At 73.1% G+C, this 21656-nt stretch carries 17 protein-coding genes and 1 riboswitch; of the genes, 10 read left to right on the top strand and 7 right to left on the bottom strand.

Annotation, left to right across the window (positions count from 1 at the left end; translation table 11 throughout):
• Positions 1–121: 121 nt before the first annotated feature.
• Entirely contained in the window at positions 122–2068 is a 1947-nt protein-coding gene (locus ABZW30_RS26455; protein ID WP_355673688.1) for a cellulase family glycosylhydrolase, read from the bottom strand.
• 224 nt (positions 2069–2292) lie between these two features.
• Between ABZW30_RS26455 and ABZW30_RS26450 the strand changes: the two genes are divergently transcribed.
• Entirely contained in the window at positions 2293–2706 is a 414-nt protein-coding gene (locus ABZW30_RS26450) for a nuclear transport factor 2 family protein (RefSeq protein WP_355673687.1), read from the top strand.
• A gap of 41 nt (positions 2707–2747) precedes the next feature.
• Here the strand turns inward: ABZW30_RS26450 and ABZW30_RS26445 are convergent, their stop codons facing one another.
• The 3 genes from ABZW30_RS26445 to ABZW30_RS26435 all read right to left on the bottom strand — a co-directional run bounded on the left by ABZW30_RS26445 (position 2748) and on the right by ABZW30_RS26435 (position 6685).
• On the bottom strand, positions 2748–3332 hold the full coding sequence (locus ABZW30_RS26445) for a hypothetical protein (protein WP_355673686.1): 585 nt from the start codon (positions 3330–3332) through the stop codon (positions 2748–2750).
• Between the two features lie 82 nt (positions 3333–3414).
• Complete coding sequence (locus tag ABZW30_RS26440; protein ID WP_355673685.1) at positions 3415–4458, bottom strand: homoserine dehydrogenase; 1044 nt, start codon at positions 4456–4458, stop codon at positions 3415–3417.
• Positions 4459–4603: 145 nt separating this feature from the next.
• Positions 4604–6685 (bottom strand): alpha-galactosidase, encoded by a 2082-nt coding sequence (locus ABZW30_RS26435; protein ID WP_355673684.1) that lies wholly within the window; start codon positions 6683–6685, stop codon positions 4604–4606.
• Between the two features lie 417 nt (positions 6686–7102).
• Here ABZW30_RS26435 and ABZW30_RS26430 point away from each other — a divergent pair, with 417 nt between their 5' ends.
• The 3 genes from ABZW30_RS26430 (at position 7103) to ABZW30_RS26420 (ending at position 10699) form a co-directional block, all read left to right on the top strand.
• Positions 7103–7270, top strand: coding sequence for a hypothetical protein (locus ABZW30_RS26430; RefSeq protein WP_355673683.1), 168 nt, complete (start codon positions 7103–7105; stop codon positions 7268–7270).
• A 255-nt stretch (positions 7271–7525) separates the two neighbouring features.
• Positions 7526–7704: riboswitch (M-box (ykoK) riboswitch) on the top strand.
• Between the two features lie 308 nt (positions 7705–8012).
• Positions 8013–9380, top strand: coding sequence for a CBS domain-containing protein (locus ABZW30_RS26425; protein WP_355673682.1), 1368 nt, complete (start codon positions 8013–8015; stop codon positions 9378–9380).
• On the top strand, positions 9377–10699 hold the full coding sequence (locus ABZW30_RS26420; protein WP_355673681.1) for a divalent metal cation transporter: 1323 nt from the start codon (positions 9377–9379) through the stop codon (positions 10697–10699). Before ABZW30_RS26425 ends, ABZW30_RS26420 begins: the two co-directional genes overlap by 4 nt.
• Positions 10700–10758: 59 nt before the next feature.
• On the opposite strand, the gene ABZW30_RS26415 is transcribed toward ABZW30_RS26420, so the two are convergent.
• The 3 genes from ABZW30_RS26415 to ABZW30_RS26405 all read right to left on the bottom strand — a co-directional run bounded on the left by ABZW30_RS26415 (position 10759) and on the right by ABZW30_RS26405 (position 13649).
• Positions 10759–11382 (bottom strand): TetR/AcrR family transcriptional regulator, encoded by a 624-nt coding sequence (locus ABZW30_RS26415; protein WP_355673680.1) that lies wholly within the window; start codon positions 11380–11382, stop codon positions 10759–10761.
• Positions 11383–11391: 9 nt separating this feature from the next.
• Positions 11392–11811, bottom strand: coding sequence for a PASTA domain-containing protein (locus ABZW30_RS26410; protein WP_355673679.1), 420 nt, complete (start codon positions 11809–11811; stop codon positions 11392–11394).
• A gap of 527 nt (positions 11812–12338) precedes the next feature.
• The gene (locus tag ABZW30_RS26405) at positions 12339–13649 is read right to left on the bottom strand and encodes an amidohydrolase family protein (protein WP_355673678.1); all 1311 of its coding nucleotides are present in this window, start codon (positions 13647–13649) and stop codon (positions 12339–12341) included.
• 158 nt (positions 13650–13807) lie between these two features.
• Here ABZW30_RS26405 and ABZW30_RS26400 point away from each other — a divergent pair, with 158 nt between their 5' ends.
• The 6 genes from ABZW30_RS26400 to ABZW30_RS26375 all read left to right on the top strand — a co-directional run bounded on the left by ABZW30_RS26400 (position 13808) and on the right by ABZW30_RS26375 (position 21254).
• Positions 13808–14719 carry a LysR substrate-binding domain-containing protein gene (locus ABZW30_RS26400; protein WP_355673677.1) on the top strand — a complete coding sequence of 304 codons (912 nt, stop codon included), beginning with the start codon at positions 13808–13810 and terminating at the stop codon, positions 14717–14719.
• Between the two features lie 110 nt (positions 14720–14829).
• Positions 14830–15768, top strand: a complete 939-nt coding sequence (locus ABZW30_RS26395; protein ID WP_355673676.1) for a hypothetical protein — start codon at positions 14830–14832, stop codon at positions 15766–15768.
• 341 nt (positions 15769–16109) lie between these two features.
• The gene (gene hcp, locus ABZW30_RS26390) at positions 16110–17780 is read left to right on the top strand and encodes a hydroxylamine reductase (protein ID WP_355673675.1); all 1671 of its coding nucleotides are present in this window, start codon (positions 16110–16112) and stop codon (positions 17778–17780) included.
• The gene (locus ABZW30_RS26385) at positions 17777–18793 is read left to right on the top strand and encodes a 2Fe-2S iron-sulfur cluster binding domain-containing protein (RefSeq protein ID WP_355673674.1); all 1017 of its coding nucleotides are present in this window, start codon (positions 17777–17779) and stop codon (positions 18791–18793) included. Before hcp ends, ABZW30_RS26385 begins: the two co-directional genes overlap by 4 nt.
• A gap of 372 nt (positions 18794–19165) precedes the next feature.
• Positions 19166–19909: a dienelactone hydrolase family protein gene (locus ABZW30_RS26380; RefSeq protein ID WP_355673673.1), complete on the top strand. Its 744-nt coding sequence runs from the start codon at positions 19166–19168 to the stop codon at positions 19907–19909.
• A gap of 136 nt (positions 19910–20045) precedes the next feature.
• On the top strand, positions 20046–21254 hold the full coding sequence (locus ABZW30_RS26375; RefSeq protein ID WP_355673672.1) for a 4-hydroxybenzoate 3-monooxygenase: 1209 nt from the start codon (positions 20046–20048) through the stop codon (positions 21252–21254).
• Positions 21255–21656: the final 402 nt, after the last annotated feature.

The following is a 21656-nucleotide window of genomic DNA, read 5'->3' as shown; positions in this document are numbered from 1 at the left end:
CAGGCGGGGCGGCGGGCTCCTCCGCGTCGGCGGTCGGGCGGCGGCCTCGGCGACGGGGGTGCGGGCCACCGTCCGGGTGGCGGTCGGCGAGATGCAGGCCGGCCACCATTCGGTCATGTACTCAGCCGAGCGGGCGGCAGAGCAGGACGTCCGGGACGCCGTAGTGGAGCCAGCGCCAGGTGTAACCGACGCCCGCCACGTACTCGTTGGAGGCGCACTGGCCCTTGTAGTAGCCCGGCGCCCAGTCGCTCGCCGCGGAGTCGGAGCCGGTGGAGGCCGAGGGGCGGTTGTCGGCGTGGTCGAACCAGACGTCGCGGCCGTTCAGCGGCAGCTTCGCGGCGGACGGGGCGCACAGCAGGGCGGACATGGCGTTGCTGTGCACCGAGTATCCGACGACGAAGGTGTTGTCCGGGCACTGCAGCTTGTTGTAGCCGGACGCCCAGTCGCCCGCGGTGACGTACCGCTCGTCGGTGACGGTCACCCAGTCCCCGGCGCCCGTAGCCGGTTCGCCGGCGTCGGTGCACAGGCCCCGGCTGTCGCTGCGGCCGAGGCCTATCAGGCGCTCACCGTCGGGGCAGTTGCCCTTGCGGTTGCCGCCGCTCCAGTCGGGCAGCGCCGTCATGCGGGCCGACACGTTGTCGTCGCCGTGGTCCAGGTCGAGCTGGTTCCAGTGCGCGGAGCGCGCCACCTGGCCGGTGTACGAGGGCGCGTTCACCAGCTTGTTCCAGTCCCCGGCCCGCCAGTCGCCCTGGTCCTCCAACGACAGCTGCCCGCCCTTGGCGTCGTACGAGAGCAGCGCCCAACTGTCCTGCGGCACACCGTCTTTCTGCCAGCCGACCAGCGGCCAGACGGCGAAGTCGGTGTCGTTGGCGACCAGGATGTCGGTGAAGTTGCGGAACCAGGTCTGCTCCTTGGCGTCGGTCGAGCCGCGCCCGCCCGCGCCGAACTCGCTCACCCACACCGGCGCCGTGAAGTGCTGGCCGGCCTGGGTGACGAACAGCGCCTCCTGGTTGACCACCGAGGCCAGTTGGTCCGGCGTGAAGTCCTCGTAACGCGGGTCGCTGGTCGAGCCCGGGCCGCTGCCGGCGCCGGTGTTGGCCGGGCCGGTGTAGGCGTAGAAGTGGGCGGCGTAGACCAACTTGCCGGAGTTGATCAGGGTGTTGGAGAGCGTGGCGACCGGGGTGAGCATCGGGCGGCCGTGGGAGAAGAGGGCGGACGGGATGCCGTACCAGTTGATGCCCTCCATGATGATCAGCATGTCGGGGTCGGCCTGGAGGATCCTGTTGCCGGCCTCCTCGAAGGCGGCGTTCTCGTCATGGCTGTCGCCCATGCCCCAGTTGGGGTCGTCCCAGGTGTCGCGGCGGACCTCGTTGCGCAGGTCGGCGCCCACGACGCGCTTGTTCGCCTTGTAGCGGTCGGCCATGAACACCCAGTCGTCCTCCCACTGCTGGGTGCTCTGTCCGCTGTTCCAGCGTTCGTTGCCGTCCAGGCCGCAGCAGAAGCGGTAGCTGGTGGTGTGGTTGTTGAGGATGACCGCGAAGCCGTCGGCGGTGAGCGCCGTCACCACGGCGTCGTAGACCTGCAGCGGGGTCTTGCCCTTGAGCTGCGGGTTGGCCGCCACCGCCACGTCCGGCACCGTCGAGGTGTCGTGGATCAGCGCGTTCGCGAACGGCAGCCGGATGCTGTTGATGCCCAACCGGTGGAATCCGTTGAGGATTTCACCCATCGGCGCGCGGTCCAGCCCGAGCGGGAGGTTGTACGAGACTTGGCCGGCCTGGTTGTTCGCCGGGTCGGTGGTCGAGCCGCTGCCTTCCCACGTTCCCTGCGCGCCAGCCCAGTTGCCCGCCTTCAGCTTGAAGCGGTTGCCGGAGGCGTCGACGATGTACCGGCCCCGGGTGCTGAGCGGGCCGTCCCAGGACGCCGCCAGCTGCGCGCCGGTCAGGACGGTGGGTGTGGCGCCGATGGCCGTGGTGTCGGCCGATGCCGTCGTGGCACCCCCGACGGTTGTCATGGCGAACGCGAACAGGGCTGTTCCCGCCGCCAGGGCGCGGATCACAGGTCGTCTCATGGTCATTCCCGGACGTGGTGGTGAGGGTGGGGTGCGCGCATGCGCGGGCCTGTCGTCGGACCGCCGAAGGCACGGTCCGACGACAGGCCTGAGGTGTGCATGGTAAGGGCGGAGCGTACGCCCTGTCAGGATGGCAGGCGCCAGAGCCGGTTGGCGCTCGCCGTGCAGTCCCGACGGTGTGATGGGATGGGCCTCTTCTTCCAACCGAGCCCGGGGAGGCCGCCGTGTCCCGCACCCCGCAGGAGATCTTCCAGAGCTACGTCCACGCCGGACCGCTGACCCGCGATGCCGACGCCCTGGCCGAGACCTTCACCGAGGATGGTGTCTTCGAGGCACCGCTCATGCCCGACGGCGCCGCCCTCCCGCGGCGGATCGTGGGCCGCGAGGCGATCCGCACCGCGATGGCCGCCTACTACGAGCGGCAGCCGAAGGACGACCGCAAGCCGAACCTGCGGAAGTCCGGCTATGTGCTGCACACCACCGCCGACCCCGAGGTGTTCATCGCGGAGATCGACACGGTCTTCGACGGTGACGGTGACGGCGGGGACGTCGTGGTGTCGCTGGTCCAGATCTTCCGCACCCGTAACGGGAAGATCGCCCGGCTGCGCGACTACTTCTCGCCCACGCTGCTGGGTTGACGGTCCGACGCGCGGTCGCGGCCCGCGCTCCGTGCCCCTGATCAGTCCGTCAGCAGATAGGTCGCCAGGCTGATCAGCCCCGAGACCACCGCGACCGCGGCGAGGCTCTTGAACAGGACCACGAGCACCCGCCACACCCCCCGCAGCAGCCGGCCCTCGCGCCGGCGTGCCGCCCGTCGGGGTGCGGCGAGCTCGACGGCCTGGGCGATGCCGACGGGGCCGGCCACCGTGCCGAACAGCCCGACCGCGATGCCGAGCACCCGGACGCCGGTGTAGGCGACGCCGACCCGGTAGCAGTCGTCCTCGGACGCAACGTACTGCACGGGCAGCCGGGCGCCGACCCGCAGACTGCCGTCGTACGGGACCGGGCGGTCCACCACGGCGCCCGAGTCGGCGGTGAACCTGCCGTAGCAGGTGGTGTGCGCCTGTCTGCCGGTGCCCTCGGTGAGACATCCGGTGACCGTCAGCAGGCCCGGCTGTCCGGCGAGTCGCAGCGGGTAGGCGATGGTGAGCACGCAGACCGCGGTCAGCGCCGCGCCCGCCAGCATCATCACGAGACCCGCCAGCGCCGCGACCGGCGCCAGCGACCACCGCCCCGCCCTGGTCTTCGGATCCCTCAGGTACACCGCTCCCCCGTTCCCCACCCGCCATGGTCCCGGGTACGGCCCCGCCGGGGAAGCCCACAGACCGCCCGCGCCGCGCCCCCGCTCAGCCGAAGCCGAGCCGGCGGGGCGCCAGCACGTCGAGGGTGTCCCGCAGCATCGCGAGCGCCGCGCCGAGCGGGCTGGAACGGCCGCCGCTCACGGTGATGTCCCCGGCGTCGGAGCAGCCGTAGACGACCGCCTTCTCCGGACCGGTCAGCGCGTACAACGGGTCGCCGGGGACGGTCCGTTCCAGCCGGACCTCGACCACCAGCGGGCGGTCCGCACTCGCGGTCGCCACGGCGCGCAGTCGCTGCCCGCGGGCGGCCGCGGCCACCGCCTCCCGGGCGGCCCGCGCGTCCACCGCCTCCGTGCTGACGCGCACGGCCGACGGGTCCCAGCCCCAGAGCAGGGCCGCGAGCAGCCGGGCCTTCGTCGCCGCGTCGCCGCCGGAGAGGTCGGCCGAGGGGTCGGCTTCGGCGATGCCGCGGCGCTGCGCCTCAAGGACCGCCTCGTCCAGGGAGTCGCCCACCGCCAGGCGGTCGAGGACGAAGGTGGCGGTCCCGTTGGGGCAGGCCCGGATCGACCGGCAGCCGAGACCGCGCACGCCCGTTCGCGCCAGGTCCGCCGTCGGGAGGGCGGCGCCGGTGGCGCCGGAGATCCTGATCAGGCTGCCGCCCGCCCGCGCGGCGTCGCCGAGTTCCCGCCAGTGGCTGAGCAGATGGCTCTTGGTCGCCGTGACCACGTGGACCCCGCGGCGCAGCGCCAGAGCGGCCTCCTCGGCGGCCTGCCGCTGCGCCTGCGGCGACGAGGGGAGCGCCTGGACCAGCGCGTGCGCGCCGGTCTGTTCGAGGGTGTGCTCCAACGCGGTCAGCGGGTCCCACACCGCTCGCGGCGGTACCGGCTCACCGTCGCGCACCAGGACCTGCGCGGATCCCACGCGCACGGCCGCGAGCCTTGGCCGGACCCCGTGGTCGCGCGCGATCTCGTCGCCCCTCGTCAGCAGCCGCTCGGCGTAGGCCCGGCCGACGGGACCGAAGCCCGACAGCACGACCGCCCGATCATCCGCCGGGTCGGGCGGCGCGCTGGTCCTACCGTGCGATGAAGGCATCCCGGCAGACTACCGAGCGACCCCGGGATTTCGCGCGCGGGGGCGCACGCCCCGGCCGCCCGCGCCCTCGGCACCCGAGTAGCGGCGTCGTGGGGGCGGCCGCCGATGGCATCGGTGGCCGCCCTCACGACGCGCCCGGGTGGGATTACGAGACGACACTCCAACTCTGGCCCGCGGCAGCGCCGTTCACCGCGTCGGTCGTCACCGTCGAACCCGCCGTGCCGCCGCCGGCGTTGAGGGCGAGCCCGGTGGCGACGTTGGTGATGGTGAGCGCGCCGGTCACGGCGTTCTGGCCGACCCGCCACTCCTGCCACGGGTTGCCCGGCGAGTAGTTCAGCAGGTAGGCGCTGTTGCCCGCCGACGTGCCCGCCGCCAGGACGGTGTGGACCTGGGTGGCCGTGTCGCAGTTGTCGCTGATCCGCACGGTGCCGTCGGGATTGCTCGTGAACGTCCACTGCTCGGAGGTGTGCGTGGGCGACCAGGTGTTGGCGTCGGCGGCCGAGGTGAGCGGCGATCCGCACGTGCCGGCGACCTCCAGGACCAGGCCTCCCGTACCACCCGCGCTCAGCGCGTGGTACTTTCCGTCGCCCACGACCGCCGCCGGTGCGGTCGCGGCCTGCGGCGTGAGCCGGAACATCGCGACACCGTGCGGGGCCACCCAGGTGCCGCCGACCGCGCCGCCGGCCGCAACCGTGCCGGTGGCACCGGTCCACAGCTCCTTGTACGTGAATCCGCCGGTCAGCCCCAGCGAGGTGAGGTCGCTGCCGACCGTCTGCCAGTTGTTCGGGTCCTGGTTCACCAGCAGCACGGCGGTGTCCCCGTTCGCCAGCTGCCGCTTCAGCACCACCGGCGCGGTAGCGGTTGCCGGCCTGGCCCCGACCAGGGTCGCGGGCTTGGCGAGCGTGTCCTGGTCGACGGCGATGACGTCGGCGTTCTTGAGGATCGCGAGGCTCGACGCGCCGATGCCCGTGGACCACGTGTAGCCGTTCGCGCTGTGCTGCGACTGCCCGGCGGTACGGAGGTCGGCGCCCGAGATCAACGGGGCGGCGAGCATGGACAGGACGGAGGTCTCAGTGCGCGACTCGTCGTCGGTGAACGGCTTGTGGCAGGTGCAGGTGTCGCTGGTGCCGTAGAGGCCGTACACGTCGTTCCAGCCGGTGAACATCATGTCGAGGTCGTTCCAGCTGCCCGGACGCACGTTGCCGGGATACTGGAGGGCGGTCTGCAGCTGCCCGTTCCACAGCACGCCGTCGAGCTCGCTGTCGCGGTCCCCGCCGATCCGACACAGGTTGGCCACCTGCCCGCACCACACGCCCGTCGGGGCGTAGCCGGGCGCGGTGAACGGCGCGGTCCCGGCGGCCTGGACGACCGGGTCGGTGCGGGCCGGGTCGGCCGGGTCGAGGAGGTAGGGCACACCGGTGTGGGCGGGTTGGGCGGAGACGCTGAGGGTGACCTTCGGGCGGCCCTGGCCGGCGGAGGCGGCGTCGAGGGCCCGCTGGAAGGTCTGCACGCGGGCGTAGATGGAGCGGGTGAGCTCCCTGCCCTCGCCCTGGGTGTAGTAGTTGTGACCGTCAGGGCCGGTGATCTGCGGGCCGTAGGGGCAGTCGTCGTACTTGACGAAGTCGACGCCCCAGGAGACGAAGTCGCCGGCGTCGGTACTCTCGTGGCCGAGGCTTCCCGGGTGCATCTGGCAGGTCTCGTAGGTGTCGGTGGCGTAGAGGCCGAACTTCAGGCCCTTGCTGTGGGCGTACCGGGCCAGGAACTGGATGCCGTTGACGGTCCGGCCGTCGACGGTCTGCGACGGGAAGTGGTCGGGGCGCGGGATCAGGTGGCCGGAGGTGGGGTCGTTGCCGGTGCCGTCCGTCCCGGTGACCGGCTTCCCGGCGGCATCGTACAGCTGCATCGAGCCGTCCGGCGTCCGGACGAAGTCGGTGCTCTGGCCGTCCCGGTGCCAGAGCGACCAGCCGTCGTCGATCGTGACGGTGTTGTAGCCCGCCGCCACCAGGCCGTTGGCGGCCATGAAGTCGATCGTCTGGACGACCTGGTCCTCGGTCACCTCGGTGCCGAGGGAGTTCCACGAGTTCCACCCCATGGGCGGGGTGAGGGCGTTGCCGTTGCCCAGGGCGGCGGCCGGGGCGGCCGCGCCGAGGCTGAGGGCTCCGAGGCCCGTGGTGGCGAGTGCCAGCGCGAGCAGGGGTGCCGCGAGGCGGTGGGGAAGTAGGCGCACGTGCGCTCCTGTGGGGGGGTGTGGGGGAATGACGTTGCGTCACGTGGTTCGGGGGCAGTCGGCCGATCGTGGGGTTGAACCCGGCGATTTGAACGTTCAAAGTCACGGCCGAAAGCCGGGGTTCGAACCTCGACCCATGAGCCTCGACCCATGTGATCGGTGACATGTGCCATTTCACATGCCGCGCCGGGGTGTCGTCAACGGAAAGCGCACGGGCGGCTGCTGTTCCCCGCCTCCGACGGAGAGCCGGGCGCCCGCCCGCACCCACCGGGCCGGAACGGCCTCGGACGGTTTTCATGCGCGCCGGGAAAACGCCCCGAAAGGTCGGCGCCGGCGAGACCCGAAGGGTAAATACCGGTGGGGGTATATTGGGGCATGTCAGTCCATTCACCGGGGGGCCAAGGAAGGGAGCACGCCATGTGCCGTCGAGTCGCCTGCCGCACCTGCGGAAAATCGACCTACGCCGGGTGCGGGATGCACGTCGAACAGGTGCTGGCCGGGGTGCCCGAGTCCCAGCGGTGCGCCTGCTCACCGAAGGAGCGGGCGTCCGGCGGCTGGCTCGGCCGGCTGTTCGGCCGCCGCTGACCTTCGGGGACGGACTCCCGACCGGGATCGACACCCGGTTCGTCGTCCGGTGCGGCCGCACGCCGCACCGGACGGACGCGGCGTCACCAGGGGTCGGCCACAGGACAGTTCGGCCCCGCGGCCGTCGGCCGGAGCACCGCTGCGCGCGCCCGGCCGTGCGCCCCGGCGGCTCCCCCGCAGGTCAGGCCGGGGTCAAGCTCGGGTCAAGGATTACGCCGCGAGCACCGCGAGGTCCTATCCTGGGGCCGATTTGAACAGACACCTCGTTCGGTGAGGCGTCTTCACGGACACAGGCCACTGATCCCACCCGTCGAGAGACGCTCCGGATCAGGACAGGTCTCCCCGGCTCAAGGGGTGACCCCAAGTGGCTTCCCGTCGGGATCGACCAGGGACACGCCGTGGAGTGCCAAAGCTCTGACGAGTGGGGGTGCACGGGCGGTGACGTCGGTCTCCCCCTGCCGTGCCGCCGCGACCACGATGCGCGGCCGAGACCGGGAGGAGGCGTGATGGACGGAAGTCCTGGCCATAGTCAGCCGTTCCCGATGTCGTCCTCGCCGTCCTTCCGCCGCCCGAGGCGCTCCCTCCTTCCCTGACCGATCCGGTCCGGCCGCTCCGCCCTCCCGTCCGTCCTGACGCGGGAGGCCCCGGCGCATGCCTGGAACCGGCGCCGCGGTCGGGTCGGCGGTGACGTGCCGCCGGGCGGCCCGCTGCCCCGTCCTGTCGGGGCGAGGGGGTCCCCACCATGGCTGCCACCACCCTGCTCACGTCCGCCACGGCCCGGCTGCGCGACCGCACCGTCGCCGCCGAGCGCCGTACCGCCGTCTCCCGGACCGTCCGTTCGTCGCTGGTCTCCGTCGCCGGGCTGGTCGGCGGCCCGGCCACCAACCAGGCCGGCGAGGAGGTGGGCCGCGTCGTCGACGTGGTCGCGCGCCTCTACGGGGCGGAGCCGTACCCGCCGGTCACCGGACTGATCATCCGAATAGGCCGCCGCCGCACCTTCATCGCCGCCGACGCCGTCGAGCGGATCCAGACCGGGCAGGTCCGGCTGCGCACCGCCCGCGTGGACCTTCGCGAGTTCAACCGCCGGCCCGGGGAGGTGCTGCTGGCCCGCGACGTGCTGGACCACCAGCTCGTCGACGTCGACGGCGTCCAGGTCACCCGCGCCGCCGACCTCTACCTGGCCCCGCTCGCCGCCCGGACCGTCCTGGTCGGGGTCGACGTCTCGCTGCCCACCCTGCTGCGCCGGCTCGGCCCGCGCCGCTGGCAGATCCGCCCCACCCCGGAACGCGTCCTGGACTGGCAGTCCGTCGCCCCGTTCGGCGAGCAGGCCACCCACGGGCCCGCCGAGGTGCGGCTGCGCGCCTCCCGCTCCGCGCTGCACCGGCTGCGCCCGGCCGACCTCGCCGACATCCTGGAGGACCTCGGCCGGCACGAGCGCCAGCAGCTGCTGGGCTGGCTGGAGCCGGAGCACGCCGCGGACGCGCTGGAGGAGATGGAACCCGCCGAGCTGGAGAACCTGCTGCGCGAGGTACCCCCGGAGCACGCCGCCCGGCTCGTCGACGAGATGGAACCGGACGAGGCCGCCGACGCCCTGCGCGACCTCGCCCCGGGCGAGCGCGAGACCCTGCTGGCCCGGATGCCCGAGCCCGAGGCCGCCGAGCTGCGCTCCCTGCTCACCCATCGCGAGGGCACCGCCGGCGGCGCGATGACCACCCTGCTGGTCACCGCCGGCTCCGCGCACACCGTCGCCCAGGTGCGGGCCGAACTCGCCGCGCAGGCCGAGCACCGCACCGACATCGACGCGGTCACCGTGCTGGACGACGACGGCCGGCTGATCGCCGACATCCCGCTGTTCGACCTGGCCGTGGCCGAGGACAGCACGGTGATCGGCGATCTCGTCTCCTGGCTGGACCAGTTCGGCCCGCCGGTGACCGTCCGGCCCGACACCCGGCTCGCCGAGGCCGCCGACCAGCTGGTCGCGGCCCGGGCCACCTCCCTGCTCGTGGTCGACGACTCCGGGCGCCCGCTCGGCCGGGTCCTGGCCGACGACATCCTCGACTCGCTCCTGCCCGAGCGTGGGCGACTGCACTTCCGGAGGCTCCTCAAGTGACCCGCGACCTCGACACCCTCGACACCGGACCGGACGCCGCCGCCGCGGCGTCCGCGCCGTCCGACCCGGGGCGCTCCGGCCGCCGAAGAGGCCTCCGCCGACTGGCCGCCCTCGCGATGGTGGCCGGCCCCGGCCTGGTCGCCGCCAACGCCGGCAACGACGCCGCGGGCATCGCCACCTACGCCAGCGCCGGCTCCCAGTTCACCTACGGCACGCTGTTCTTCATGGTGCTGGTCACCGTCGCCCTGGTCATGGTGCAGGAGATGGCCGTCCGGCTCGGCGCCCACACCGGAAAGGGCCTGGGCGCGCTGATCCGCGAGCAGTTCAGCCTGCGGCTGACCGCCCTCGCGGTCTTCTGCCTGCTGCTGGCCAACACCGGCCTGGTGGTCAGCGAGTTCGCCGGGATCGGCGCCGCGTTCGAGCTGCTCGGCGTGCCCAAGTGGGCGGTCATCCCGCCGTCCGCCGTCCTGCTCTGGTCGCTGGTGCTGTTCGGCTCGTACAAGTGGGCCGAACGCATCTTCCTGGTGATGTCGCTGGCGTTCTTCGCCTACCCGGTCGCCATGGTGCTCGGCCACCCCGACTGGGGGCAGGTCGGCGAGCACCTGGTCGTGCCGCACGTGGAGCCCAGCAAGGACTTCATCCTGCTGGCCGTCGCCCTGATCGGCACCACGGTCAGCCCCTACATGCAGTTCTACGCCGCCGCCGGCGTGGTCGACCGCGGTGCCAAGCCCGCCGACTACAAGCTGATCCGGGCCGACGCCGTCCTCGGCGCCGTGTTCGCCTGCGTGATCAGCCTGACCATCATCATCGCCACCGCCGCCGCGATCGGCGGCACCGGTCCGCTGGAGTCCGCCGCGCAGGCCGCCGAGGCCCTCAAGCCGGTCGCCGGGCACGGCGCCGAGCTGCTGTTCGCCTTCGGGCTGCTGGGCGCCTCCGCCCTGGCCGGCGCGGTGGTGCCGCTCTCGGCGAGCTACGCGATCGGCGAGGCCGCCGGCGTCGAGCGGTCCGTCTCCCGCAGCTTCCGCGACGCCCCGCTGTTCCTCGGGCTGTTCACCGCCCAGATCGTCCTGGGCGCCGTGGTCGCGCTGACCCCGGTGGACGTCATCCAGCTGCTGATCGGCACCCAGGTGCTGCAGGGCCTGATCAGCCCGATCGTCCTGGTCTACCTGCTGGTCCTGACCAACCGCCGCTCCGTCCTCGGCGACGCGGCCAACAGCCCGCGCTACCGCATCGCGGCCACCGTCGTGGTGGTCGGGGTGGCCGCGATGTCGACGATCCTGCTCGTCCAGACCGTCCTGGGCTGGTTCGGCATCGACTGACCCCGCCACCGGCCTCCACCGCAGGGCCTGCCGTCCGTGGACGGCAGGCCCTGCGGTGTCTACGGAGCCGGGCGGCGCACCAGGGAGGCCAGGGTCGTCTCCAGCGCGGCAAGGGCCTGCCGGGAGGTGAGACGGCCGGCCTCGACCTGGTCGCCGGCGAGCAGGACCAGGGCGTAGACGGTGTCGACCAGCCAGCCGGTGGGGAGGTCGTCCCGGATCGTGCCGTCCTGCCGCCCGCGGGCGATGAGCCGGTCCATCGCCGACAGGGGGCCCTCGTGGTGGTCCTTGACGGCTTCGGCCGGCAGCGCGCGGCGGGCCGCGTGCAGCATGCGCAGGCCACGGTCGAGGAGTTGCCAGGAGGACCGGACGAACGCCAGCAGGGCCTCGTCGGCCGGTCCGTGGGCGAGGTCGGCGGCCTCCATGGCGATGGTGACCTCGGCCAGGGCACGCTCCATCAGCCGGCCGAGCAGCTCCTCGCGCGAGGAGAAGTGCCCGTACAGGGTGACCCTGCCGACTCCGGCAGCCGCGGCGATCTCGGTCATGCTCGCGTTGGGGTCCTTGCCGAAGCAGCGGGCGGCTGCGGCGAGGATCGCGGCGATGTTGCGCTCGGCGTCGGCCCGACGGGGGTGGGCCGACGCGCCCCCGCGGGCCTTCGCGGCGCCGCCGTGCTGTTCGGAGTCCATGGCCGGATTCTAGGAGGACGGCTCGGACGGCTCGGACGGCTCGGACGGCTCGTAGGTCACCGAGACCGAGGCTCCCTTGGGCACCGCGGTGCCCGCAGGGGGGTCCTGTTCCTTCACCGGTCGGCCGTTCGGGGGCGGCGAATCGGGCGCCGTCACCAGCTTCAGCGATGTCACGCTCAGCAGCTTCTCCGCGTCCGCCTGGGTCTTCCCTTTCAGGTAGGGAACGACCTCACCGCCTACGGAAGCGGTGAGGAGCCGGTTGGCCTGTTCGGTCGACTTCGAGGAAAAGTAGAACGCGGTCGCCGAACCCACGGCCGCGGTGAGCGCGCCGATCAACGTGCTGCGCAGGGTGGAGTCCTTGAGGGCGAACGCGAGCGCGCAGAAGATCAACAGTCCCGCGACCAGGCTGAGCGCGATCCAGCTGCGCACCAGGCTTCCCGAGCGTCGTGAGCGGGCCGAGCTCAGCACCAGGCCGATCGCGGCGATCGTCCCCGCGAGGATCAACATGGCAGCGAGTGACAGAGACCAGCCCAGCGATGCGGGAGGCGCCTCGCCGCCTGGAGGGGACGCGGCGGGCGTGGAGGTCGAGGGCGACGCCGGCGCGGAGGACTCCTGGAGCGGAAGCTGGGGCAAAGGAATGCCTCCCGGGGCGCGCGGTCGCTGACGGTGGGTCAGTCAGACTGTAGGTGCCACCTGGCCGGATGCCCGGCTGTGACGCCGCTGCGGAGCACCGCGGCGCCCGGCAGGTCGATCCGGCGGCCCTCGTGGGCGGGCGAGGCGGTGACCGGCCGGGGGGCCGCGACGAGGACGCCCAGGCCGACCGGGGCGTTGATGTCGGTCAGGGGATACCGCAGAATCGCCGTCTTGAACAGTGGTGTTCGAGTTAGAGCTTCCACGGAGGACGTGCCGGGCCGCGGTCGGCGTGCCCGCCCCGGGCAGGGCGGGCACGCGGTCGGTCACCGCCCCACGCCCCGCAGGTGGGCGACGGAGGCGAGGGCCAGTTCGCGGGCGCGGGCGGTGTCGGCCACCAGCCGGCCGCCGCGCTTGACGACCCGGCCGGCCACCAGGACGGTGTCCACGTTGCCGGTGTGGGCGGCCAGGACGAGCGACTCGGCGGGGGTGGTGACCGGCACCAGGTCGATGTCGTCGGTGCGGACGAGCACCAGGTCGGCGGCCTTGCCGGGCTCGATGGAGCCCGTCCGGTCGCCGAGGTGGACGGCGCGGGCACCCTCGACGGTCGCCATCCGCAGCACGGCCTGGGCCGGCAGCGCGGGCTCGCCGTCCGGCGTCTCGGCGCGGTCGGCCGCCAGCGCGAAGCGCATCTGGGTGAACAGGTCGCCGCTGGACGCCAGCTCGGTGTCGACGCCGAGGCCGGGGTTGACGCCCGCGGTGCGCAGCCGACGGACCGCCACGTTGCCGCCCAACCCGGGCATGGTCAGCTCGATCTGCGGGCAGATCGACACGGTGGTGCCGGAGTCCGCGAGCAGCTTGAGCGCGTCGGCCTCGGCGCCGTTGACGTGTACCAGGTTCAGGTCCGGGCCGAGCAGGCCGGCCTGGTGGAGCTGCTGGATGCCCTGGTGGTCGGGGCCGGGGCGGCCGGTGGACAGGTGGGTGGTGATCGGGATGCCCAGCTCGCGGGCGAGCCCGAAGTCCTTGACCGCGTTGTCGATGCCGGAGGAGTCCGGGCCTTTGGCGGCCATCGCGAGGGTGACCAGGCCGTCGTCCGAGGGCAGCAGCTGCTCGCGGACCCGGCGGATGTCGACCGGGTGGGTGGCGGCGAAGTCGAGCGTCGAGCCGATCGGCCAGGCGTGGCCGAACACCGCGCGCACGCCCGCGTCCCGCAGTGCCCGGACGGCGGCGTCGGCGTGCTCGGGCGAGTTCATCGCGTGCGCCCAGTCGAGCACGGTGGTGATGCCGGCGTTGAGCGCGGTGAGCGCGCCGAGGAAGGTGCCGGCGTAGACGTCCTCCGGGCGGACCTCGTCGCCGAGGCCGATCAGGGTCCGGCCGACGTACTCCGTGATCGCGGCCTCGGAGTCGGACTGCCGGAGGCCGGTCTGCCAGGTGTGCCGGTGGGCGTCCACCAGGCCGGGCAGGACGAAGGTGCCGGAGGCGTCGATCACCGAGGCGTCGGCGGCCGGCGAGAGGTCGGCGGCGACGGCCGCGATCCGGCCGTCCTCGATGAGCACGTCACCCGTCGGGAATTCGCGGTTCCGGGCGTCCATCGTGACGATCCAGCCGCCACGGACCAGGATCCGCTGAGTGGTCACAGCAGTTCTCCCATCTTCCAGGCGCATCATCAGCTCTTCCTCCCACCGGTTGGATCAACGACTGCACCCCACCATGCGGCCGTCGGGCTTCCGGTGTCCAAGACCCATTCCCGAAGCTGTCATACCCTGCGGGCATCACAACTGAGGAGGAGGCCCCGGTGGACCTGGACCTGAGGAAGTTGCGCTACTTCACCGCCGTCGCGCAGCGGCAGCACTTCGGTCGGGCGGCCGAGGAGCTGCACATCGCCCAGTCGGTGCTGTCCCGTCAGATCATGGCGCTGGAACGTGAGTTACGGGTCGAGCTGTTCGTCCGGACCAGGCGCACCACCAGGCTGACCCCGGCGGGCGAGCAACTGCTGGCCGACGCCGGGCCACTGCTGGCGAACGCCGAGGCGGTGCGCCGCCGGGTCGCCCGGGCCGGCGGGTCGGGGCCACTCGGCTTCACCGTCGGCTTCATGCCCGGCCTGATCGTCACCCCGGCGGTCCGGGTGATGTCGGAGCAGCATCCGGAACTGACCGTCGAGGTGCTCCGCACCAGCTGGGACGACCAGGTCCAGGTGATCAACGACGGCCGGGTGGACGTCGGCTACCTCCGACTGCCGGTCGACCAGCGCGGGCTGACCGTCCTCCCCCTGCTCACCGAACCGCGCGTGGTGGTGCTCCCGGTGGACCACCGGCTGGCCGGCCTGAGCGAGGTCACCCTCACCGACCTGGCCGGCGAGCCGCTGCTGCAGAACCCCGAGGCCGTCCTGCCGCCACAGGACGCGGCCGCGCTGCGGGACGGCCGGGCGCGGCCCTCCGTCCAGGCCATCCGCACCGTCGAGGAGAAACTGGAGTACGTCGCGGCGGGCCACGGCATCGTCGTCCTGCCGCTCTCGGTCGCCACCTTCTACACCCGCCCCGACGTCACCCACCTCCCCGTCCGCGAACTGCCGCCCAGCCAGGTCGCGCTGGCCTGGGACCGCAACCGCCGCAGCCGGCTGATCGAGGAGTTCGCCGGCATCGCCGTCGCCCTCCAGACGGCCCCGCCCGGCCCCGTCGGCGCCCGCCCGGCCACCGACCACGGCTGAGCCGAGTGGAACGGCCGTACGATGGCGCGTCTGCGAGTCGCCGAACGCGGCTCGCGGATGTGGCTTGGACCTGCGGTTTTGAGATGCGGTTGTGAGAGAGGGGCGGGCGGTTGCGTACGGGCGAGTGGGCGGGCGGTCTGGGGCGTCTGGTGGGGGCGGCGGCCGAGTTGGGCGAGGCCGGGCGGCAGGCGGTGCTGCGGGGCGGCCGGTCGGCGGCGGGCGGGCGCTGGGCGCTGACCGCCCTCGGCTCCGTCGCTCCGCCGCCGGTACCCGCCACCGAACCGTGGAAGCTCTCGGTGGGCACGCTGATCGGCCGTCACCCCCGTACCCCCGCCGTGGCGCACAAGCTGCTCGGGCTGCTCGACGGCTTCGGCGCCGTGCACCTGGGGTCGACCGAGGTCGGCTTCGACGGCGAGGAGATCGAGTGGGACAAGGTCGTCGAGATCCGCACCCGCAACGCCTTCGAGGTGCTGACCACCACCGCCCTGGAACAGGACGTCGACCGGATCCGCGAGTTCCTGCCGCCCGTGCCCGGCCGCAAGTGGGCCGTCACCAAGGCCGGCGAGGCACTGGCCACCGTCGTCCTCGCGGCGCTGGAACGCGGCTCGGTCGACCAGCGCCTGGACGAGCTGACCGTCCCGACCCGGATCGTCCACCGCGGGCTGCTGGGCCGTCGGCGCACCGCGGACGCGGGCTCCTTCGCCGCCGCCACCCTGGTCGTGGTCGGCCAGGTCGGCGAGAGCCTGATCGCGACCGCCCGGCAGCGCGGCATCCCGGTGCTGCCCGCCGACCAGCCCGTCGAGCCCGACCGGGCCGCCCACGTCGCGGTGCTGCGCGAGCGCACCGACTCCGTCGCCCGGCTGCTCAGCCGGATCGAGCAGAGCGGCCAGGATCCGGCGGAGGTGGCGAAGGCGGGCCCGGCGCCGTCGCTCGACAAGAGCCCGAGCGAGGACGAGAGCCCGACCACCGGAGGGAACCCGTTCGACGGCAGGAACCCCTCCGAGGACAGGAACCCGTCCGACAGCGGCCAGGGACCGAAGGCCCATTGAGTCGCGCACGGCCGGTCCGCCCCGGCGGCGGGCCGGCCGTGCGTGCCGGGCGGCCGAGTGCGGGTACTCCCACCCGGGCCATGGGGTCGCCCGGCCCGCGATCGGGGTCCTCCGCCCCTGCTGCGCCCACACCGGTCACTCCGATCCTGGACGGGTGGAAGCAACCGTCCAACCGACGCCGTCGGACGTCCTGCCGCGGCCCCGCTCACCCCTGAGCGGTCCGCGGCCGTCCCGGTCGGCCCGCGTCTCCTCCCGGCACCCGGTCCGGGCCCGGGGAAGCGACGGTCTGCCCTTCCCGGCCCCCAGACCGAACGCCCCCCACGAGTCCCCGGAGGACCCGCATGTTCTGCTTCCAGTGCGAACAGACCGACCGCACCGGCGCCACCCCCGGCTGCGCCGCCGTGATCGGCAACTGCGGTAAGGATTCCGCCACTTCGGACCTCCAGGACCTCCTGATCCACGCCGTCAAGGGCGTCGCCCAGTACGCCGCGAAGGCGCGGGCCCTCGGCGACCCGGACGACGACGCGGCCTCCTTCGTCCTGTACGCGGTCTTCACCACCCTCACCAACGTCAACTTCAACCCCACCCGCTTCGTCGCCCTCATCCAGGAGGCCGCCACCGTCCGCGACCGCGCCAGGGAGCGGTACGAGCGGGCCGCCCGCGCCGCCGGGCGGGAGCCGGAGACGCTCACCGGCCCTGCCGCCTGGACCCCCGGCGCGGACGCCGCCGACCTCGCCCGCCAGGCGCCGGACGTCCGGGTGGACGCCGGACTCGCCCTCGTGGGGCCGGACGTCGTCGGGCTGCGCTCGCTCCACCTCTACGCCCTCAAGGGCATCTGCGCCTACGCCCACCACGCCGAGGTGCTCGGCCGGCACAGCGCCGAGGTGTACGGCGGCGTGGAGGACGCCTTGGCCTACCTGGCCGGCGAGCCGACCGACCCCGCCGAGCTGCTGGAACGCGCCGTCGGGCTCGGCCGGTTGAACCTCGCGGCGATCGAGCTGCTGGACGCCGCCAACACCGGCAACTACGGCGCCCAGCAGCCCACCGCCGTCCGCACCACCCCGGTCGCGGGCAAGGCGATCCTGGTCAGCGGCCACGACCTGCGCGACCTGGAAGCCCTGCTGGAGCAGACCAAGGACCAGGGCGTCAACGTCTACACCCACGGTGAGATGCTCCCCGCCCACGCCTACCCGCTGCTCAAGGCCCACCCGCACCTGGCCGGCAACTACGGCGGCGCCTGGCAGGACCAGCAGCAGGAGTTCGCCGCCTTCCCGGGCCCCATCCTGATGACCTCCAACTGCATCATCGAGCCCCACCTCAGCTACCGCCGCCGGATCTTCACCGCCGGACCGGTCGGCTGGCCCGGCGTCCGGCACCTCACCGACCACGAGTTCGGCCCGCTGATCCAGGCCGCCAAGGCCCTGCCCGGCTTCCCGGAGACCCCGGCCGAGGAGGAGTTCATCACCGTCGGCTTCGGCCGCGACGCCGTCCTCGCGGTCGCCGACCAGGTGGTCGCCGCCGTCCGCCAGGGCGCCATCCGGCACTTCTTCCTGGTCGGCGGCTGCGACGGCCCCACCCCCGGGCGGGACTACTACACCGACTTCGCGCTCGGCGCGCCCCGGGACAGCGTGGTGCTCACCCTCGGCTGCGCCAAGTACCGCTTCAACCGGCATGACTTCGGCGAGATCGCCAGCCTGCCGCGGCTGCTGGACCTCGGGCAGTGCAACGACACCTACTCCGCCATCAGGATCGCCACCGCACTGGCCGACGCCTTCGAGTGCGAGGTCGACGACCTGCCGCTCACCCTGGCGCTGTCCTGGACCGAACAGAAGGCGGTCGCGGTGCTGCTCACCCTGCTCGCGCTGGGCATCAAGAACATCCACCTCGGCCCCTCGCTGCCCGGCTTCCTGACCCCCGCGCTGGTCGACGAGCTGGTCAAGCGCTTCGGCCTGCGGGTGATCGGCGCCCCCGCCGCCGACCTGGCCGCCGCCCTCGGACGGACGGCCGCGTGAACCCCGTCGTCCTGACCACCACCGACGGCGGCCGCCTGGAGTTCGCCTGCGCCCCGGGGCAGAGCGTGCTGGAGGCCGCGGCGGCGGCCGGCGCCACCCTGCCGGCCTCCTGCCGCCAGGGCACCTGCGGCTCGTGCCACGCCTCGGTCACCGACGGCCCGTACGACCTCGGGCCGCACAGCGACCAGGCCCTCCCGCCGGACGAGCGCGAGCACGGTGGCGTCCTGCTCTGCCGCACCTACCCCTGCGGGCCGCTGTCGGCCACCCTGCCGTACGAGCAGTCCCGGATCCTGTACGGCGGCATCCCGGTCCGCGAGGCCACCGTCGCCGCGCTGGAGCCGGTCGCCCGGGACACCGTACGGCTGGAGCTGCGCCTGGACGACCTGGACTGCCAGTTCGACCCCGGCCAGTTCGTGGAGCTCCAGCTGCCCGGCACCGAGGTGAAACGCGCCTACTCCCCGGCCAACACCGGCAATTGGGACGGCCGCCTGGAGTTCCTGATCCGGCTGCGGAAGGCCGGACAGTTCTCGTCGTACCTCTCCGACCGGGCCCGCCCGGGCGACCGGCTGACCGTGCACGGCCCGCAGGGCGCCTTCGGGCTGCACGAAACCGGCCTGCGCCCGCGGTGGTTCGTGGCCGGCGGCACCGGCCTGGCCCCGCTGCTGGCGATGGTCCGGCGGATGGCCGAGTGGCAGGAGCCGCAGCCGGCCCGGCTGCTCCTCGGCGTCAACGACCCGCAGGACGTCTTCGCGGTGCCGGAACTCAACGCGGTGGCAGCGGAGTTGCCGGGCTTCCGGTACGACGTCTGCGTGTGGAGGCCGGATCCGGGCTGGTCCGGACCGACCGGCCTGCCGACGGACCACTTCGCCGCCGCCCTTCCCGAACTCGCGGGCGCCGCACCGGATGTGTACGTCTGCGGGCCGCCGCCCCTGGTCGACTCCGTCCTCCGGGCCGCCCTACTGGGCGGGGTGCCGCCCGAGCAGGTCCACCGGGAGCGCTTCCTCGCGACCTGAACCATCCGAAGGCCCGCTCGGCGGTGGGAAGTTCATGCGTTTCATGCGTACAGACGATTGGGGTTCGGCGTCTTCGCGCAGACGAGCACGATCGCGCATTGCGCTGCCCACTGCCGAGACCTTCGCCGCCGTCACACCCCCTGAGCGACATCAGCCGCTGGAATCGACCTCGGCCGGTGGGCTATGTTGGGCGGCGATGACTACCGGGACGGCATTGCGCCACACACGGATTGGTGACCCGGTGCTCCGCTGAGCGCCGTACGGGCCGGTGCGGGCCCGCAGTTCGATCGAGGGTCCGGCGCTGCCGCGCGGGCTCCGCCTCCGTCGTGTTGACCACAGGCTCTACGCGTCAACCACGACAGGAGAACTCGTTTGCCCAGCAAGACTGCGCTGATTCCCACCACGGACGGCCAGGCCGACGCCTTCGCCGCCTTCCCCGACCACCGCGGGCGGCACCCGGGGGTGCTGCTGTACCCGGACGCCTTCGGCATCCGGCCCGTGCTGCGGGAACTGGCCCGCGAACTGGCCGGGCACGGGTACTACGTACTCGTCCCCAACTTCTTCCACCGGCACGGCCCGGCACCGGTGGTCGAGCTCCCCGAGCACATCGGAGAAGAGGCCCGGCCCGAGCTCGTCGCCCGGCTGATGCCCTTGATCAAGGCGCACACCACCGAACGCGTCCTGAGCGATGCCGACGCCTACCTCAGGTTCCTCACCACCCAGCCCGAGGTCAGCGCCGGACCGGTCGCCGTGATCGGCTACTGCATAGGCGGCCTCCTGGCGGTGCGCACCGCTGCGGCCCACCCCGGCCAGGTCGCCGCCGTCGCCGGATTCCACGGCCCCGTGGGCGCCGACGGGCCCGACAGGCGCCGCCTCCTCTCCAGGCTCACCGCCCAAGTCCACCTCGGTCACGCCGAAACCGACATGACGCCCGAGACCCTCGGCGAGCTGAACCGGGAGCTGGACGCCGCGGGTGTCGACTACACCTCCGAGATCTACCCCGGCACCGTCCACGGCTTCACCATGTCCGACACCGACGCCTTCAACCCCTCCGCACTGCGGCTGCACTGGGAGCGTCTTCTGCCCCTCCTCGGCCGCACCCTGAGCAACGACTGAGACACCACCCGCGTTCAGGACGCGACGCCCCGCCCGGTCCGCCGGGCGGGGCGGGGCGCCGCCACCCAGGTTTATTCACCACGACGAGCTATTTTCCCCCACCGATGTATCCACCCCCGGCTAAGATCCACTTCTTGTGACCGACCGTCAGATACGCACCACAGCCCACGGCTCCGCCGACGTCGTCATCCTCGGCGCCGGGCCGGCCGGACTGACCCTCGGAAACCTCCTCCTCGCCGCCGGGATCGACTGCGTCGTCCTCGAACGCGCCGACCGCGACCGCGTCCGGACCCGGGCCCGGGCCGGCTTCCTCGCCGCCAACACCGTCCGTGTCCTCGACCGCCACGGCCTGGCCGACGGTCTGCACCGACGCGGTCTCCCCCACGGAACCTGCGAGTTCCGCACCGAGGTCGGCAGCTTCCGCCTCGACTACAGCACCCTCGGCCGCGGCGAGCAGCACACCGTCTACCCCCAACAGGACCTGGTCACCGACCTGCTGACGCACTACCTCGCGGAAGGCGGACGGATCCACTTCGAGACCGAGGCCCAGCGCGTGGACGACGCCGACGGCACCCGCCCTGCGGTGACCGTCCGCGACGCCGACGGCCGCCCCGGCCGCTGGCAGTCCCGGTACGTGGCCGGCTGCGACGGCCGCCACGGCGCGGCCCGGCACTCCCTGCCCGCCACCGCCCGCCGCCACCACCGCGACCACGGCGTCAGCTGGCTCGGCCTGCTCGCCGAGGCACCACCGAGCCTGGACGCCGTCGGCTACGCCCTGCACCGGCGCGGCTTCGCCGGACACATGGCCCGCACCCCGGAGGTCACCCGCTACTACCTGCAGTGGGAGCGCGGCACCGCCGCCGACGCCTGGTCCCAGGAACGGATCTGGGACGAACTCGGACTGCGCATGCGCACCGCCGACCACGGTCCGCTGCACCAGGGCCGGATCCTCCAACGCTCCGTCATCGACCTGCAGTCCGACGTCATGGAACCGCTGCGCCACGGTTCGCTCCTGCTCGCCGGCGACGCCGCCAGCCTGCCCGCCCCGGCCGCCGCGAAGGGCGCCAACCTCGCCGTCCTGGAAGCGGAACTCCTCGCCGAGTCCCTGATCGACGACCTCGCCCACGGCGACCCCACGGCGCTCGACCAGTACTCCCGGCGCTGTCTCGCCCACATCTGGCGTGCCCAGGAGTTCTCGCACTGGATGATCCAACTGCTGCACGCCCCGCTCGGATCGGACGAGGAATCGTTCTTCCACGAATCCCTGCGGCGCTCGCGCATCGAATCGCTGCGCACCTCGCGCATCCACCAGGACTGGTTCGCCGAGAACTACGTCGGCATCTGACCGTCCCGGCCCCGCGCCTCACCCCCAGCCTCGAAGGACGCCCCCACCGTGACGGCGACACCTCCGGACGACGCGACCCACCTGCGCGCGACCGCCGCATTCGTCCGGCAACACGACACCGCGACCCTGCTCCCGCTCCTGCTGCCCGGCGTCGTGGTCCGCCGCCGCCTCGCCGAACGGCACGGACGCGGCGAGGCCGGCCTCGCCGCGCACGAGCGCGAACACCGGCACGAATCGCACCTCGCCTTCGAGGTCCGGCCTCCGGACCCGTTGGCACTGCGCGGCCTGTGCGCGCTGCTGGCCCGGCACGGCGCCGCCCCCGCGGCTGCGACGGTCGGGGGGGGGCGGGGGGGCGGGGCGGGGGGCCCCCCCCCCCCCCCGCCCCCCCCCCCCCCCCCCCGC

It is taken from the genome of Kitasatospora sp. NPDC004669 (assembly GCF_040609455.1).
Lineage (GTDB): Bacteria > Actinomycetota > Actinomycetes > Streptomycetales > Streptomycetaceae > Kitasatospora.
This window is presented reverse-complemented; position numbering and strand designations above follow the sequence as displayed.